The sequence below is a fragment of the Peribacillus sp. SRI_006 genome, assembly GCF_057586375.1.
In genome coordinates, this window is the sequence record NZ_JBYCZT010000023.1 from 13,918 (window position 1) to 31,284 (window position 17,367).

The window sequence follows — 17,367 nt, forward strand, 5'->3', positions numbered from 1 at the left end:
TTTAACTAGAGAAAGAGGAGAGATTAAAATGAGTACTGCAAAAATGATTGACCATACCTTTTTAAAGGCTGAGGCAACAAAAGAACAGATAGTGAATCTTTGTGAAGAAGCTAGAGAATATGGCTTTGCTTCCGTTTGTGTAAACCCAGTCTGGGTGAAAACGGCAGCAGAGAAGCTAAAAGGAAGCGATGTGAAGGTATGTACGGTCATTGGTTTTCCTCTAGGAGCGTCAACGACTGCAGTAAAAGTGATTGAATCAGAGAATGCTATTCAAAATGGCGCCGAAGAAGTGGATATGGTCATAGCGATTGGTTTATTGAAATCAGGCGAATATGAGGAGGTTGAAGCTGACATTTGTGCAGTGGTTGATGCTGTTAAAACAAGGGCACTTGTCAAAGTGATCATCGAAACATCACTGCTTACTGAAGAAGAGAAGGTTCTTGCTTGCGAAATTTCACTTCGTGCAGGCGCCGATTTTGTGAAAACATCTACTGGATTCTCAACAGGGGGAGCAACAGTAGAGGATGTTGCATTAATGCATAAGATTGTTAAGGATAAGGCTGGTGTAAAGGCATCCGGGGGAATTCGTGATTTAAAAGATTTGAAGTCGATGGCTGAGGCTGGCGCTACTCGTGTCGGTGCAAGCTCGGGCGTGAGGATTATGAAAGGTGAAGCAGTATTGGATGGATACTGATTCTGATTAAGAATTGCATAAGCGCTTAAAAAAACTATAGACACAAGGGGATGTTAGATAATGAAAAAACAAAACATAATTCAGTTGCCAGATGGTTATTTGAATCGTACACCTTTTTTTCAGTTTATCCTGTTGTCTTTGCTTTTTCCTTTATGGGCGGTAGCTGCCAGTTTGAACGATATTTTGATTGCACAGTTCAAACATGTGTTTGAGTTAAGTGATTTTGCGAGTGCTTTAGTACAGAGTGCTTTTTATGGAGGATATTTTCTGATAGCTATACCTGCTTCAATGGTAATAAAGAAAACTAATTATAAGTTTGCCATAATTACAGGCTTGCTTTTCTATATTGTGGGATGCTCATTGTTTTACCCAGCTTCGCATATGGCTACCTATACAATGTTTTTATTTGCTATTTTTTCCATCGCAATTGGCTTAGGTTTTCTTGAGACAGCTGCAAATACATATAGTTCCATGATTGGCCCGCGCAAGTATGCGATTCTTCGATTGAATATTAGCCAAACATTTTATCCAATTGGTGCGATTTCAGGAATTTTACTTGGGAAATACCTTGTTTTCCAGAAAGGAGCAAGTCTTGAGGCGCAATTGGCGACTATGTCTCCTGCGGAGGCACAGGCTTTTGGATTGAAAATGCTTGAAAATACTCTAGAACCCTACAGATATATGATTTTTGTCCTTATCGGTATACTTGTACTGTTTATTTTCACTAAGTTCCCGTCCTGTAAGCCGGAAGTGAATAGCAGCAAAGTTACAGGGAAAACACCTGGAATCATAGAAACACTGAAATACTTAGGTGGAAACAAACGCTTCCGGAACGGAATTGCTGCACAATTTTTATACGTCGGTATGCAAGTAACGGTTTGGTCATTTACCATTCGGCTTGCGCTCGATTTAAATCCTGACATCAACGAGCGTACAGCTTCAACCTTTATGGTATATAGCTTTAGTGCTTTCTTTGTAGGTAAGTTCATAGCCAATTTCTTGATGACCCGCTTTTCTCCATCTAAGGTATTGGTTAGCTACTCCATCATTGGTTCAGCTCTTCTTGCGTATGTGGCTTTTGTTCCAAACATGACGGCAGTGTACGCTGCAGTTGCTGTCAGCATGCTGTTTGGACCATGCTGGGCGACGATTTATGCTGAAACACTTGAAGTTATAAAAGAGAAGAAATATACAGAAACGGCAGGAGCAATCCTTGTCATGGCTATTGTAGGCGGAGCGGTCATCCCTGCAGTTCAAGGGTTTGTATCTGATTTCTTCGGTTCCATGCAATTAGCATTTCTTGTATCGATGGCATGCTTTATCTACGTCGGTTGCTATTTCTTCGGTGAAATGAAAAAGCAAAGTGCATCGGTCCAGCCTTCAGAAAAGCCAGTGGAATCAGTCTAATTTAGAAATTTGTCATCTGACCAGGACAGTTAAACTTTGCTGTCCTTTTTGGATATAATTAGGAAAGGGATGGAAAGCATGATGGGAACAATTGAACTGCAACGGGACTATTTTAAGGAGAACAAAACAGTCTTTTTTACCAACAATGAATTCGGTGTAAACTTATTCCGCTATCCATCAGGTATTGAAGCGATTGAGCTAACAAATTCACGAGGAAGAATGGTTGTCCTCCCATATATGGGTCAGATGATTTGGGATTTGGAATTTGACGGTGTAGATCTTAAAATGAAGAGCATGTTCTCTCAGCCTAAAAAGGTTGAGAGGATCGTAGATACATATGGATGTTTTGCCTTTCATTCGGGATTAATCAGCAATGGCTGCCCGGGATCGAATGATGACCATGAAATGCATGGAGAAATGCCATGTGCCGAGATGGATAGAGCTTGGATTGAAGTAACGGATATTGGTATAAAAGTAATTGGTCAGACAGAGTATGTCAAAGGGTTCGGTCACCATTATCTTGCCACTCCGAGTGTTGAAATGTTCAAAGAAAAAGGTTTTATTAAAATGAGCATGAATGTAAAAAATTTATCTGGTGCAGAAATGCCACTTCAGTATATGTGCCACACCAACTATTCATATTTAGAAAATGCCGTTATGAAGCAGAACATTCCAGACGGTGTTTTCAAGCTTAGAGAATCGATTCCAGGCCATGTAAAGCCGACAGAAAAATGGTTGGTTTATAATAAGAAGCTGCTAAATGGCGAAGAATCGCTCACAGTATTAAACAATCCGGAAATGTATGATCCAGAGATCGTATTTTTTGGGGATGAGCTGAATTTATATCAGGAAGAAGTTGAGTTTGAAATGGCTTCTCCCGATGGAGTTACTTTCTTTACAAGTTTTTCAACAGCGGAATTGAATTATGCCACAAGGTGGGTATTACATAATGCAGATCAGCAAGTTGCATCATTCGTGCTGCCTGCAACATGCCGTCCAGAAGGCTTCAACGCTGCAGAAAAAGCTGGAACATTGATTAAGCTCGGAGTAGGGGAAGAGAGGTCTTTCACGATTATAACCGGGAAGAAATAAGGGGGAAAAGGAAATGGATATAGCAGTAATTGGATCTAACATGGTTGATTTGATCTCATACATTGATAAGATGCCGAAAGAAGGAGAAACACTTGAGGCGCCTGACTTTAAGATTGGATGTGGGGGGAAAGGAGCAAATCAGGCAGTGGCAGCTGCCAAAATGGGCTCAAAAGTTATGTTGGTAACAAAGGTTGGCGATGATCTCTTTGCCGATAACACCATTCAAAACCTCGAAAGCCACGGAATAGATACTGAGTTTACCAATAAAGTCAGCGGCATATCAAGCGGTGTTGCACCGATTTTTGTCGATCAAGAATCAAAAAATCGCATCCTGATTATTAAGGGAGCAAACCAACACCTGAAGCCGGCAGACGTGGAGCGAGCAACTGATAAACTTAAGGCAGCCTCGTTAATTGTCCTTCAGCTGGAAATCCCGCTTCCAACCGTTTACCGTGCAATTGAATTTGGTTATGAGCATGGCATTCCGGTCATTTTGAATCCTGCACCGGCATCAAAAGAACTTGATTTTGATTATGTGTGCAAAAGTGACTTTTTTATTCCGAATGAGAGCGAATTGGAGATTTTAACAGGAATGCCTGTGGCCTCTGAGGCCCAAATTAGAGAAGCAGCGTCCGGCTTAATTAAAAAAGGAGTAAAAAATGTCATTGTGACAATGGGAAGCAAGGGCGTCATGTGGGTAACAAAGGAAAAAACTCAAACTGTCGAGTCACATAAAGTAACTGCGAATGATACTACTGGAGCTGGAGATGCATTTATAGGATGCTTTGCACATTTCTTTGTAAAAAATGGCGAAGTACTTCATGCTATAAAAATGGCTACAGCATATGCTGCTTTAAGTGTCACTAAACGTGGTACACAGTCTTCTTATCCAACTTCTGAAGAATTAGAAGAGTTTTTGAATAAGTGAGATAAATTAATGTATGTGATCAAAAATGCGCTTTTGTAAGCCGAACATAACCCTTGTGTGAACTCACAGCTTTAGGATTGAAGTATAAAGAGGATGGTTAAGTTTTTTAGTTGATCTTCATACGCACTTTTAAAAAAATTAGTAAAGTATAGCTGGACAGATGGCAAACTATTTGTCATCTGTCTTTTCATATCTTTTGTTAAAGGAAAACGGACTTTACTATAGTTCAGCTGCTCTTTCTTAAGGTATAGGAAGGTGAATCAACGGATGGGAAGAGTTGGATACATTGGGATACCAGGGCATTCTTGTTGTATGTTAATTTCTCAGTAATTGTACAAGCCATTTTTCATAAATATCATATCTTGTTACGAAGAGAGATTCGTAAGAAACTGCTTAGATACTTTTTTATGGATGATAAATGTGTAATAGTGGTTTGTTTTCAGAAAATGTTCAAAACACAATCTTTTACTTATTATCGTATCTTCTAAGTATTTATTGTAACAGCTCACTGGAAACCCATCTCTCTAGTAACAAATTTTAAAAAAAGGAGACGTTTAGGGAATGTTGTGGCCAATTAACAATGGTAAGGAAAGGTTACATCAGCCAAATAAAAGTGCAATGCTGTCCATGCAAGAGATAAAAGCCATTGAGTCCTGGATATCTCAAATAGGGATATTCCAAATATATATAACCGCTGGACAATTAGTATCTACCGCCAGAAAAACGCTCAAGTTCAAGTATAAAATAATCGGGCATGGTTTTAACCGGGTTGTCTATGATTTAAATAATGGCTATATTTTAAAAATTGCATTGTCACAAGTAGGACTAATAAGCAATGCAAATGAAGCCTATATATACAATAACTGTAATGAGGAAGTCAAAAAGTATTTATGTCCAGTTAAGGAGTATGGGACGGGCTGGATAATCATGAAGAAGGTGGACACGAAAGTGCCGTTTGCAATCAAGGAATATACGAAACTGATCAAGTTGGAATTAAAATTCCTGAGGCACGGTATTATCCCAATAGATTTGCGTTTAGATAATGTCGGATATAACGAGAATGATGAAATGGTCGTCATTGATTACGGTCTATTCACCATGGATCTCAAAAGCCCCGTGCTGCGATGGCTTGTTTGATGAGGTGTCTATCCAAAGAAAATATAAAATTGATTTACCATGAGGTGATTAGGCGAAGCGGTGAATCTTGTGCTCTCTTGATTTTATCGAATGGTCTAAATGAAAGAAGCATGTTACGAAGGGATTTTTTGTGCAACATGCTTTTTTTATGGTTTAAAGGATCATAACTGATGACACAACGCTAGCCACTTTTTTATCATTTTGAAATAAATCTGCAAGTACATAAGCTGTTTTTTTTCCGATTCGGTCTACTTTTGCTTCAACTTGTACGTCTCCTAATCTTACTGGTCGATGAAAGGTAGTATGTAAATCAATGGATGCGAAGGATTGTCCGATGCTTAATTTAGATGATATCGCATAAGCCATCATAATATCTGCGGCAGAAGTGACAAATCCACCCATTGCTACACCAATTCCGTTAATAAATTTTTCATCTACTTTCCATACACCTCTCGCAATTCCTTCCTGGGCATAATTTGCTTCAATCTGTAACGTTAGATCACAATTCGGAGGTTGTTTCCCCTCTGTAATAACTTGTAAAAGCTCGTTTCCTTTAGATGGTTCCCCCATTAAAATGCCCCCCTTGAATAAGTTGAAACTACAGAATATTCTAACATATATCTTAGTGTCAATGAAGTTATTGATTTTACAAATAAAGTAATTAGAGACCCGAAGTGGTGGATTAGATTTCCACTCCAGGCACTCGCTTTCCGCGGGCGGTCTGGGGAGCCTCCTCGGCTTCCGCCTGCGGGGTCTCCCTTGGACACGTTTTTCCCGCAGGAGTCTCGTACCTTTCGTTTCAATCACCTTTTATTAAAAATTCAGATGAACCCTTTTGTATAAAAAGTAGCTCGGAATGGTCACACCCCGAATCGAGAAATGTAATTTGGTGGTGGATTAGATTTCCACTCCAGGCACTCGCTTTCCGCAGGCGGTCTGGTGAGCCTCCTCGGCTTCCGCCTGCGGGGTCTCCCCTAGACACGTTTTTCCCGCAGGAGTCTCGTACCCTCCGTTCCAATCAACTTTTATTAAAAATTCAGATGTGAAACCCTTTTGTATAAAAAGTAGCTCGGAATGGTCACACCCTGAACCAAGAAGTGTAATTTGGTGGTGGACTTGATTTCCACCCCAGGCACTCACTTTCCGCGGGCAGTCTGGGGAGCCTAACTCGGCTTCCGCCCGCGGGGTCTCCTCTAGACACGTTTTTCCCGTAGGAGTCTCGTACACCCGCTCCAATCAACTTTGTTTTATTTAGATAGAATCCTTTTGTCTACAAACTAGAAAATTTTTGTTTGCCGACAGTCTTTTTTTGTGGGTTTTTTAAAATGGGAACGTTGATTTCCACTTCAGGCACTCGCTTTCCGCGTGCGGGCGGGAGCCCCCTCGGCTCGCCTGCGGGGTCTCCCATGCCACGCTTTTCCCGCAGGAGTCTCGTACCTTTCGTTCCAATCAACTTTGTTTTATTTAGATAGAATCCTTTTGTCTACAAACTAGATGATTTTTGTTTGCCGACAGTCTTTTTTTTGGGGGTTTATAAAATGGGAACGTTGATTTCCACTTCAGGCACTCGCTTTCCGCGTGCGGGCGGGAGCATCCTCGGCGCGCCTGCGGGGTCTCCCATGCCACGCTTTCCCCGCAGGAGTCTCGTACCTTCCGTTCCAATCAACTTTGTGTTTTAAAAGAAAAAACTGTAGGCTGGTCTCATCACGAACCATGTTTAAGACCTGTTTATATTTCATATTTTTTCCTGTACTCCTTAATGGATTGAAGAAATTTACGATACTCCTATCGAAAAACTGGCTAGCCTAGATCCCACAAGCGCTTGCGTCGAGGAGGCTTGGCAGGCAGTCGCGGAAAGGGAGCGGATTTCTGAAATCAGCTGTAATGATTTCTAGAACAAACTGTAGGCTGATCTCACACCGAATTATGTTTGAGACCAGTTTATCCTTTAAGTTTTTTCACCTATAATCCTAATTGGATGGAAGAAAATTGCGACACTCCTGCCGAAATACTGGCTAGCCGAGACCCCACAGGCGCTCGTGCCGAGGAGGCTTGGCAGACAGTCGGCGGAAAGGGAGCGGATTTCTGGAATCAGCTGGAATGTTTTCTAGAAAAAACTGCAGGCTGATCTCACACCGAATTATGTTTGAGACTAGTTAATCCTCCTAGTTTGTTTTTTTACTATAATTCTTAATGGATTGAAGAAATTTACGATACTCCTGTCGAAAAACTGGCTAGCCTAGATCCCACAGACACTTGCGTCGAGGGGGCTCGGCAGGCAGTCGGCGGAAAGGGAGCGGATTTCTGAAATCAACGGGAATATTATTTTATAAAAAACTGTAGGGAAGTTTGAAGTTAATAATTGTCGAAAAAATCAAAAACTTCTTCTTTTTCTAATTAAATTGTGATAGTGTATAAAATAAAGAAGTATTTCCTTCGTCATAATTTTAAAAAGAAGTATTTGATTCATCAGAAAGGAGTGATATGGTGGAACATCTTCCATTTAAATTATTAGTAAAAGACAAATTTGACCATCTATCGGCAGGTCAAAAAAAAGTTGCCGCTTATCTGATTGAAAATTTGGATGAAGCCGCCTTTAAAACGGCATTTCAAATTGGTAGGGAAGCGGAGGTTAGTGAAACAACGGTCATTCGGTTTTCGTATTCATTGGGATTTGAAGGGTTTAGTAAAATGCAGTCGAGGATTCAAAAACAGCTGCTGCACCAAAATCAAATAGACTTATCGAATACTGATTCCATTCTCCACATTGATGACAAGCAGGATCCATTTACAAAAGTGATAGAAAACGAAGTTCATATTTTAAGACATCTATTAGATCATACGAACGTTCAGGATATATGGAAAGCAGTCGAAGTTCTGATCCAGGCTGACCAAATATTGATTGCAGGACATCGGGTTTCCCATGCTGCCGCCTATTGGTTCTCCTATACGCTAAGTTCATTAAGGGAAAATGTAAGTTTATGTTCACCTACAGGAGACTTCTATGAAAAGTTTTGTAATCTCACAAATAAGTCTGCATTAGTTGTTTTTTCCTTTCCAAGATATGCAAACGAAACATTAAAAGTTGCTGAGTGTGCCAAAGAACAAGGAGTTTGTTTAATTTCAGTTACAGACCGCCTTCTGTCACCAGTTGGACGCATCTCTGATATTTCTCTGACAACTGAAGAAAACGCAGAAACCGGAACCAATTCAATCGCTTCCGTTATTAGCTTGTTGGACCTGGTCATTGCAGGCATCCATCAAAAAGACGCAAAACGGATATATACCCATCAGCAAAAATTAGAAAGGCTATATTCAAGTTATGAGGTGTTTAATGAATGAGTTTTTAATAAAGTTAAAATTCATGTAAAGGAGGAGGGGCATCATTATGGACCCGATTCAATATATTGATCAGCATCAAGAAACATTGATGAAGTCCTACCATGACTTGCATTCTTTGGCTGAGCCAAGCTGGCAGGAAGAAAGAACGTCTTGCTATATTTTAAAATGTCTTAGGGAAGCGGGCATCACCGTAAAAACATTTCAGAGCCATTATGGAATCATTGCCGAGATTCCAGGCATTTCAAAAAAGGTTGTGGCATTAAGGGCTGATATGGATGCACTTGTTCAGGAAATAGATGGAGTTGTAAAGGCCAATCATTCATGTGGACATGACGCACATAGCACAATGGTTTTATATACAGCATTGGCCATTGCCTCCAGCGGAATCCGGCCTAAACACACTCTCCGATTTATATTTCAGCCTGCAGAAGAAAAAGGGGAAGGCGCTCTTCAAATGATCAATGATGGCGCGTTGGAGAATGTTACATATTTATTCGGGGTACATGTAAGACCCAGTACGGAGGTTCCTTATATGAAGGCTTCCCCCGTCATTGTCCATGGCTCAGCCGAAACAATAAGGGGTACAATCAAAGGCCTTCAGGCTCATGCATCCCGTCCGAAAGATGGAATAAATGTAATCGAAGCAGCAGCTTTGCTTGTCCAAAAATTACAGCAGATTAATCTGGAAACCGAAATTCCTTATTCCATCAAAATGACTCAATTTGAAACAAACAATAAAGCATCAAACGTTATCCCGGAAACAGCTGTCTTTGCTATTGATGCCAGAGCACAGTCAAATGATGTAATGAATGAACTAAATCGCTTAACAAAGGAAGCTTTTGAACAGACAATGGAACAAACTGAAACATCGATCTCCTGGTCTGCGGAAGAATTTGTCCCAGCTGCGACCTTGAATGAAAAGGCGATAAAGCTGGCTGACGCCACAATTGCAGATATCCTTGGGATGGAAAATGTCGTTCCGGTCTGTGTTTCTCAAGGAGGAGAGGATTTTCATTTTTATACAGCCGAAAATCCTGATATAACTGCAACCATGATAGGGTTAGGCTGCGATCTAACGCCTGGTCTGCACCATCCGGATATGAAGTTTAATTTACAAGCACTTATTTATGGAACGAAAATACTAATTAACACAGTCATGATGGCGGCAGAAGAGTAAAATTTTTCACATAAAAAATTAACGAAGGGGTGTTTTATGGAAAATACCGCACAAACATCACAAACCGGGGACCATACAGCTGCTGATGAAAAACAACTGGAGCGAAAACTCAAACCAAGGCATCTTTCGATGATTGCAATCGGCGGCACCATTGGAACGGGGCTATTTTTAGCGAGCGGTTCCATTATTCATACTGCGGGTCCTGGAGGAGCTGTGGCTGCCTATATTATTGCCGGGATCATGGTTTACTTTCTGATGACAAGCTTAGCCGAAATGGCTGCCCTTATTCCTATTACAGGCTCTTTTAGTACCTATACATCAAGGTTTGTTGATCCTGCATTGGGATTTGCGATTGGGTGGAACTATTGGTATAACAATGCAATCGTAGTCGCACTGGAATTAGCAGCTTCCTCCCTGATAATGAACTATTGGCTTCCTTCTGTTCCGGGCATCATTTGGAGCGCATTATTTCTTGCAGTCATATTTGGCCTTAATATTTTATCGGTAAAAGGATATGGAGAATCAGAATTCTGGTTTGCTATTATAAAGGTTTTGACGATTATCATTTTTATTGCAGTAGGTTTATTAATGATTGTAGGAATCATGGGAGGGGATGCCGTAGGTTTTGAAAATATCACCAAAGGGGAGGCACCGTTTAAAGGAGGCTTTTTATCTATTATAAGTGTCTTTATGGTGGTAGGATTTGCCTTTCAAGGTACCGAGTTAGTAGGAATTGCGGCCGGCGAGAGTGAAAACCCAAGAAAAAATATACCAAAGGCCATTAAGCAAATCTTCTGGAGACTCCTCTTGTTTTATGTATTGGCGATAATTGTGATTGGATTTTTAATAAGCTATAATGATCCGCGTTTGCTAAGCTCGGATATTGAAGATATTGCGGTAAGTCCCTTCACTCTAGTTTTTCAAAACGCTGGGCTTGCCATCGCTGCCTCCCTTATGAATGTGGTCATTCTTACTTCCGTTCTTTCTGCAGGCAATTCGGCCATGTACGGAGCTTCTCGCGTGCTTTGGGTGCTGGCGAAAGAAGGCAAAGCCCCTTCGTTTCTAAAAAAAGTGAATTCAGGCGGCATTCCAGTGAACGCTGTGTACTTTTCTACCATCGTTGGGATGGCAGCTTTCCTGACCTCTCTTTTCGGTGAAGGCACGATTTATACTTGGTTATTGAATGCTGCAGGATTATCCGGTTTTTTATCCTGGTTAGGAATCTCGATTACACATTATCGTTTCCGGAAGGCATATATTGCACAAGGTAGAGATTTGAAAGATTTGCCTTATGTATCAAAATGGTATCCATTCGGTCCGATATTAGCCACACTTTTATGTGTTACGGCAATCCTGGGACAAAATTACTCTGCATTTTTCGGCCCTGAGATTGATTGGTATGGAATTTTAATTTCCTATATCGGACTTCCTTTATTTTTCCTGGCTTTTCTAGGTTATAAAATCTTAAAGAGAACAAAAATGACTCCATTGCAAGAGGCCGATTTCAGTAAAGCGGAATAACAAATAAGAGAGTATTTCGTAAACATAAAGTATTTAAAAGATAGCTCCAGCGCCTTGCAAGATAAGCCGTCAGCTGTGGAACTTACTTGTCCATCTTATGTTGGGCCGATCAAGGTGCTTGTGCTTTTCATAGGAGGTTGACCATGACGAAATCACAGGAAATTGTAATTCGTTCTCTTCATCGAATTGAAGAGCTGGAGGACGTAAGGAAGCTAGAGTCCAACATTTGGGGAGAAACCGACTCAATCCCCGCACACCAAACCTTAACAGCCGTGAAAAATGGCGGTTTGGTTATAGGAGCTTATTGGGAAGGAAAGCTGATTGGATTTCAATACAGTTTTCCGGGATTCAATGGGCAATCAGCCTATCTTTGTTCACATATACTAGGAATTGATGAGCAATTTCGCAACAAAGGTATAGGCGAGAAGTTAAAGTTAGCACAACGTGAGGAAGCGCTAAAGCTCGGCTATTCCCTTATTACCTGGACATACGATCCTTTGGAAAGTGTTAATGGGTATTTAAATATAGCCAAGCTCGGCGGGGTATGCTCCACATATATCGCAAACTGCTATGGTGAAATGGAAGATCTTTTAAACAGCGGAATTCCTTCTGACCGCTTTCTTGTCGAATGGCATATTGGTAAAAAGGAGAAAACGGATTCTAGCGGAGGGGGAATGCCGCTGGATTTTGTGATGGAAAACTCGCTTATTCAATGGGATACCATTGAAAAGGGATTGCCAGTTCCATCGTTCACTCGCCCGCTGCCTGAACAAGAATGTGAAACAGCTTTTGTTGCCCTTCCAAAGGACTTCCGAACAATAAGAGTCACAAATATTCAAGCGGCCAATGAGTGGCGGATGAAAACCAGGGACATATTTACCGGATTATTTCAGCAAGGATGGCAGGTAACAGGTTTTATGAAGAATTCCATGACGGAAATTCCCGTTCAGTTTTATATGCTATCAAGGAAATGAACTAGAAGAGTATATATAATGTTTAGTAATTTCAGGCTGTGTAAGCCTATTAATAAAAAATTTGTAAGACTGTGTCCATTAACAGTTTTATCACAGAAGGAGAATTTCTAAGTGAAAATTAAACAAGTTATTCTAAGGCATCTTAAGCTAGACTTGCTTGAACCTTTTACAACTAGCTTTGGGACGGAATACGATAGGGATTTTATCCTTGTCGAAGCCATAAGCGATGATGGCATTTCCGGTTGGGCTGAATCGGTTGCGATGCTCGACCCCCTGTATAATGAAGAGACCTTAAAAACAAACTGGCATATTCTAGAAGACTATCTAATTCCAATAATCCTAAAAAATGAAATCAAGCATCCTGATGAAATTTCCGAAAAATATTTCACCCATATTCGCGGAAATTATATGGCAAAAGCAGCTTTAGAGGGTGCCGTTTGGGATTTGTATGCTAAAAAGCAAGGTGCTTCTCTTTCAAATGTGTTAGGTGGAATAAAAAAGAAAATTGAAGTGGGGGTAAGCATTGGAATAAAGGATTCGATCGATTCGACCCTGGATATAATTGAAGCTCGTCTCGGTGAAGGCTATAAACGTTTTAAACTAAAAATCAAACCGGGCTGGGATGTTGAATTAATAGACAAGGTACGAAAAGTATATCCTGAAATCCCGCTCATGGCCGATGCAAATTCAGCTTATACCTTAAAAGATATAGACCGGTTATCCGCCTTGGATGATTTTAATTTAATGATGATTGAGCAGCCGCTTGCCTATAATGATATCATTGACCATGCAGATTTACAGTCAAGGTTAAAAACACCTATTTGCCTGGATGAAAGCATACACTCATTAGAGGATGCCAGGAAGGCTATTAAATTGGGCAGCTGTAAAATTATTAATATCAAGATTGGCCGTGTCGGAGGTTTGACTGAATCTAAGAAAATCCATGATTTATGCCTAGAACATGGCATTCCGCTATGGTGTGGAGGTATGCTGGAATCAGGCATTGGAAGAGCTCATAATATTGCAATCACTTCACTGCCGAACTTCACTCTTCCCGGTGATACCGCAGCTTCCTCCCTCTATTGGGCAGAGGATATCACTGACCCTGAAGTTACAGTGGAAAACGGAATGATCCGTGTTCCGGAATTGCCTGGAATCGGCTATGAACCAAGCATGGAAAAAATCAAAAAGTATACTATACACAGTCAAACCTATCTTTAAGTGAGAATGTAGCTAGAAACGGCTAGGGTAGTTACTTCCTGCAACATCTATTTCCTAGGCATGATTCCCGAAAAAGGGAGCGTGCCTTTTTTATTTAGGCTGTTTTCGCATACTTTGTTGCTATTTACGAAGTAGTGCAGTGTGGTTGATTTCCCCTCCAGGTGCTCGCTTTCCGCGGGGCGGGCGGTGAGCCTCCTCGGCGTAAACGCCTGTGGGGTCTCACCTGTCCCGCTGCTCCCGCAGGAGTCTCGCACTTCCGCTCCAATCAACCTAAAATAGTTTCGTTTTAAAAACAATATTCTTTACGGAAAGAGCCTTTATCCATTTTCCATTCAAAATATATTGTAATTCGACTATCTGCCATGTATGGTGTTATGAAATGCAGATTAGCTTTTCTTATATCCTTTAAAAAGTTATCATAATAGAGTCTTTGTACATTGTATATATCCACATTTATGATACAAAACTGCATGTATAGAAAAAAGGGGTGAGGCGATGCGAAATTTACATACTATCTGTGCCGTATTAACCGTCTACCTTTTCTTTTTTTGCTGTTTCTTTCCTTCAGCAGCCCATTCGGAAGCCCAAAAAGTGATACGGGTTGCAGGGGATAATAACTTTCCACCTTTTGAATACTTGAGCGATTCGGGTGTTTATACCGGTTTTAATGTGGATATAATGAACGCTATTTCTATCGAGACTGGCATTAGGTTCGAATACTATCCCATGCCATGGAACGAGGCAGTACAAGCTATGCGCTCTGGAAAAGTGGATGCGATTCAAGGCATGAAGTACAATCAAGAACGTGAAGAGTTTTATGATTTTTCAGCTCCGTATTTCACAAGTTCACAAGGGATTTTTGTGTTGAAAGATAATATGTATATCCGAAAAATCGAAGATCTTAAAGGCCGGAAAGTAGCTGTACAAAAAGGAGATGTTGCAAGCGGTCTATTAAGTAAAGTCGATCGTTTGAAATTGGTGGAAACTAATAATCAACAAGAAGCCGTTCAGTCGCTTATCGACGGTAAAGTGGATGCTTTCATTGGAAATCGGATTACGGGTCAATATTTTCTACAGAAAAATGAGCAGCAATCACTCATTAAGATTGTCGGTGAGCCACTTGACACCACAAATTATGCTGTAGCCGTTATGCCGAAAAACAAAGAGTTGCTGACACTATTCAATCAGGCCATTTCTCAAATCAAGAAAGATGGAACGTATGAAAAGATAGAGAAAAAGTGGTTCGGTGAATATATCCTGCCAAATACTCAACGGCTCCGTAAAACGATGTTGTATTTGGAAATTGGTCTTATTCTTACCTTCATTGTGATTTCTCTCATCTTATGGTGGAATCTCAGCCTTAAACGAGAAGTGGCTAAGCGAACCGAGCAAATTGAGCACGTGAATAAAGACTTGGAAGAGAAGATGCTCCTTCTTGAGGAAAACATCAACTTTCAGCAGCAAGTATTAAACAGTGCCTACAGTTCGCTTATTACACTGAATCAGCAAGGTCTTGTATCGATGATTAATGTTAGGGCCATTGAATATTTGGGGGTGGACGGTAATGTTGTTGGAAAACGTTTTCAGGATCTGCCAACTGCCCGTTTCATCCCGGAAAAGGAGATTAAGGCTGCATTAGAGAAAAAGAGAGTTTTCTTGCAAAAGGAAACGGTATGGTCTCATTATGCGGGCAAAAAAAGGCATATAACTTACAGCATGTATCCAATTCAGACTATTGGGGGAGAAAGTGTAGGTGCGGTGTTGAATTTTTTCGATAGTACGGAACAAAAACAACTGGAGAGAAAAGTGGCTCAGGATGACCGATTGCGTTCATTGGGTCAACTCGTGGCGGGTATCGCTCATGAAATAAGAAATCCGTTAACATCCATCCTTACCTATACGCAATTGCTGCCGAAAAAATTTGCAAGCGCAGATTTCCGAACGTTCTTTTCCGAACAGGTCACTAGTGAAATTACCCGACTTAATACATTGATTAACGATTTGCTCGATTATGCCCGCCCTAAAAAATCAGAGCCTGTCACATTTTCGCTGAATGAGGCCATGGCAGGGATTGAGCTATTGCTAAAGCCGAAAATCAAAGAAAAAAACCTGAGCATTGTTCGAGAGTTCGCTGGAGACATTCAGGCAACTGCAGATACACAGCAAATCAAACAAGTACTGGTGAACGTCATTCTCAATGCCATACAGGCGTCCAATACAGGGGGAACACTTATTTTTCGGGCATACTATCGGGATGTGTTCACTGTCGTTGAAATCGAGGATGAAGGAATTGGGATTTCGGAAGAAGACATTGATAAGATCTTTGAACCGTTTTACACCAGGAAACCCAATGGGGTCGGGCTAGGGCTTTCTATTACGTATCAGCTTGTCAAAGAAAACGATGGCATTATCGAGACAAGAAGTGAAGTAGGAAAGGGAACAGTAGTGACCATTTGTTTACAGCGTTAATACAGAAAGGGTGAAAACGATGCACGATATCATGATTATTGATGATGAGCCAACCATATGTCAGTCACTTACGTTTGCATTGGAAGACCAGTATCACGTTTATTCGTTTACAGACCCACGTGAAGCGCTTCCGCTTTTCGAAAGGGCAGAAATCGCCATCGTTTTGCTGGATTTAAAAATCGGGGGATATAATGGGATGGAAGTGTTAGAAGAAATCAAACGCCTCTCCCCCTCGACTGTTGTCATTATGATGACGGCCTACGGAACCATTCCTTCTTCCGTGGAAGCAATGCGTAAGGGGGCGTTTTCATATGCGACAAAGCCGCTTCATATTGATGAATTGGAAGTGCTGATGCAAAAAGCAGAAGAAGTGTACACCCTTCAGTCCAAAGTAAAATGGCTGAGTGAAGAATTGGATAAGGTGGCAGGTGTGAACGGCCTCATCGGTGAAAGCTTGGCCATGCGCAAAATATTCTCCCTCATCGAAAAAGTGAAGGATATCGATTCCAACATTCTCATAGAAGGGGAAAGTGGGACCGGTAAAGAAGTCGTCGCCAGAACCATCCATAATCAAAGCAAGCGCAGAAACAAAAAGTTTCAGGCTATTAATTGTGCCGCCATTCCGACTCACCTGTTGGAATCAGAATTATTTGGATACGAAAAGGGCGCATTTACAGGGGCGACACAGCGAAAATATGGACTTTTTGTTTTGGCGGAAGGAGGTACAATCTTTCTTGACGAAATCGGTGAGATGGATTTGGCACTGCAGGGGAAAATATTGCGCGTTCTACAAGAGAGAAGGGTAATGCCCGTTGGCGGGATAGAAGAAGTCAGCATCGATGTCCGGATCATTGCAGCGACAAACAGAGACTTGGTTAAAGAAGTAAAAGAGAATCGATTTCGTGAAGATTTATATTACAGATTAAATGTGATTCCGATTCACCTTCCGGCTTTACGTGAACGAAAAGAGGATATTCCTTTGCTGTTGGAATTTTTCATTGCAAAAATCGGTGATCGAATGGGAAAACCTGTAGAAGGAATTTCTCATGAAGCGCTGCAGCTTTTACAGCAATATGACTTTCCAGGAAATATTCGTGAACTGCAGAACGTGATTGAAAGAGCAATAGCGCTTACGAATGATTCTTACATACAGAAAGCCGATTTACCTTCCGACATCCAAAAAAGCTCGCGCCCATTTTTCGGCAATACCCTAATCCCCGTATATGTCGGCGAACCGCTTGAAGAAATCGAAAAAAGAGTGATTCTTCATAACCTTGCCGCATTTAACGGTCATCAAAGGAAGACAGCGCAAACAATTGGCATCGGGGAGAGGACATTGCGGGACAAGTTGAAGAAATATCGGGAAGAAAAGTAGGCGGAAATTGCCGAGCGGCAATTTTCGCCT

General features: G+C 41.1%; 13 protein-coding genes. 12 read left to right on the top strand and 1 reads right to left on the bottom strand.

Annotation, left to right across the window (positions count from 1 at the left end; genetic code table 11):
• Positions 1–22: 22 nt before the first annotated feature.
• From deoC to AC2YHV_RS25120, 5 genes are all read left to right on the top strand, one after another.
• Complete coding sequence (gene deoC / locus AC2YHV_RS25100) at positions 23–694, top strand: deoxyribose-phosphate aldolase (RefSeq protein ID WP_268565832.1); 672 nt, start codon at positions 23–25, stop codon at positions 692–694.
• A 60-nt stretch (positions 695–754) separates the two neighbouring features.
• Positions 755–2,101, top strand: a complete 1,347-nt coding sequence (fucP, locus tag AC2YHV_RS25105; protein WP_137018013.1) for an L-fucose:H+ symporter permease — start codon at positions 755–757, stop codon at positions 2,099–2,101.
• A 78-nt stretch (positions 2,102–2,179) separates the two neighbouring features.
• On the top strand, positions 2,180–3,193 hold the full coding sequence (locus AC2YHV_RS25110) for an aldose 1-epimerase family protein (RefSeq protein ID WP_487374404.1): 1,014 nt from the start codon (positions 2,180–2,182) through the stop codon (positions 3,191–3,193).
• Between the two features lie 13 nt (positions 3,194–3,206).
• A complete protein-coding gene (gene rbsK, locus AC2YHV_RS25115; protein WP_487374405.1) occupies positions 3,207–4,121 on the top strand; it encodes a ribokinase in 915 nt (304 codons plus the stop codon).
• Positions 4,122–4,682: 561 nt separating this feature from the next.
• Positions 4,683–5,258: a hypothetical protein gene (locus tag AC2YHV_RS25120; RefSeq protein WP_063576634.1), complete on the top strand. Its 576-nt coding sequence runs from the start codon at positions 4,683–4,685 to the stop codon at positions 5,256–5,258.
• 153 nt (positions 5,259–5,411) lie between these two features.
• On the opposite strand, the gene AC2YHV_RS25125 is transcribed toward AC2YHV_RS25120, so the two are convergent.
• Positions 5,412–5,828, bottom strand: a complete 417-nt coding sequence (locus AC2YHV_RS25125) for a PaaI family thioesterase (RefSeq protein WP_063576633.1) — start codon at positions 5,826–5,828, stop codon at positions 5,412–5,414.
• Positions 5,829–7,742: 1,914 nt separating this feature from the next.
• Between AC2YHV_RS25125 and AC2YHV_RS25130 the strand changes: the two genes are divergently transcribed.
• The 7 genes from AC2YHV_RS25130 (at position 7,743) to AC2YHV_RS25160 (ending at position 17,337) form a co-directional block, all read left to right on the top strand.
• Entirely contained in the window at positions 7,743–8,600 is an 858-nt protein-coding gene (locus tag AC2YHV_RS25130; RefSeq protein ID WP_487374406.1) for a MurR/RpiR family transcriptional regulator, read from the top strand.
• Between the two features lie 46 nt (positions 8,601–8,646).
• Complete coding sequence (locus AC2YHV_RS25135) at positions 8,647–9,777, top strand: amidohydrolase (RefSeq protein ID WP_487374407.1); 1,131 nt, start codon at positions 8,647–8,649, stop codon at positions 9,775–9,777.
• 36 nt (positions 9,778–9,813) lie between these two features.
• Entirely contained in the window at positions 9,814–11,298 is a 1,485-nt protein-coding gene (locus AC2YHV_RS25140; protein ID WP_487374408.1) for an amino acid permease, read from the top strand.
• 143 nt (positions 11,299–11,441) lie between these two features.
• Positions 11,442–12,272, top strand: coding sequence for a GNAT family N-acetyltransferase (locus AC2YHV_RS25145; RefSeq protein WP_487374409.1), 831 nt, complete (start codon positions 11,442–11,444; stop codon positions 12,270–12,272).
• Positions 12,273–12,383: 111 nt separating this feature from the next.
• Complete coding sequence (gene menC, locus AC2YHV_RS25150; RefSeq protein WP_487374410.1) at positions 12,384–13,493, top strand: o-succinylbenzoate synthase; 1,110 nt, start codon at positions 12,384–12,386, stop codon at positions 13,491–13,493.
• 495 nt (positions 13,494–13,988) lie between these two features.
• Complete coding sequence (locus tag AC2YHV_RS25155; RefSeq protein ID WP_487374411.1) at positions 13,989–15,962, top strand: transporter substrate-binding domain-containing protein; 1,974 nt, start codon at positions 13,989–13,991, stop codon at positions 15,960–15,962.
• 19 nt (positions 15,963–15,981) lie between these two features.
• The gene (locus tag AC2YHV_RS25160) at positions 15,982–17,337 is read left to right on the top strand and encodes a sigma-54-dependent transcriptional regulator (RefSeq protein ID WP_063576625.1); all 1,356 of its coding nucleotides are present in this window, start codon (positions 15,982–15,984) and stop codon (positions 17,335–17,337) included.
• The last annotated feature ends 30 nt before the right edge of the window (positions 17,338–17,367 follow it).

What these genes read in the sequence shown, in the direction of transcription:
- rbsK (WP_487374405.1), top strand. Translation starts at nt 3,207, where the DNA reads ATGGATATAGCAGTAATTGGATCTAACATGGTTGATTTGATCTCATAC.
- AC2YHV_RS25120 (WP_063576634.1), top strand. Translation starts at nt 4,683, where the DNA reads ATGTTGTGGCCAATTAACAATGGTAAGGAAAGGTTACATCAGCCAAAT.
- AC2YHV_RS25135 (WP_487374407.1), top strand. Translation starts at nt 8,647, where the DNA reads ATGGACCCGATTCAATATATTGATCAGCATCAAGAAACATTGATGAAG.
- AC2YHV_RS25145 (WP_487374409.1), top strand. Translation starts at nt 11,442, where the DNA reads ATGACGAAATCACAGGAAATTGTAATTCGTTCTCTTCATCGAATTGAA.
- AC2YHV_RS25125 (WP_063576633.1), bottom strand. Translation starts at nt 5,828, where the DNA reads ATGGGGGAACCATCTAAAGGAAACGAGCTTTTACAAGTTATTACAGAG.
- AC2YHV_RS25140 (WP_487374408.1), top strand. Translation starts at nt 9,814, where the DNA reads ATGGAAAATACCGCACAAACATCACAAACCGGGGACCATACAGCTGCT.
- AC2YHV_RS25155 (WP_487374411.1), top strand. Translation starts at nt 13,989, where the DNA reads ATGCGAAATTTACATACTATCTGTGCCGTATTAACCGTCTACCTTTTC.
- AC2YHV_RS25110 (WP_487374404.1), top strand. Translation starts at nt 2,180, where the DNA reads ATGATGGGAACAATTGAACTGCAACGGGACTATTTTAAGGAGAACAAA.
- AC2YHV_RS25160 (WP_063576625.1), top strand. Translation starts at nt 15,982, where the DNA reads ATGCACGATATCATGATTATTGATGATGAGCCAACCATATGTCAGTCA.
- AC2YHV_RS25130 (WP_487374406.1), top strand. Translation starts at nt 7,743, where the DNA reads ATGGTGGAACATCTTCCATTTAAATTATTAGTAAAAGACAAATTTGAC.
- fucP (WP_137018013.1), top strand. Translation starts at nt 755, where the DNA reads ATGAAAAAACAAAACATAATTCAGTTGCCAGATGGTTATTTGAATCGT.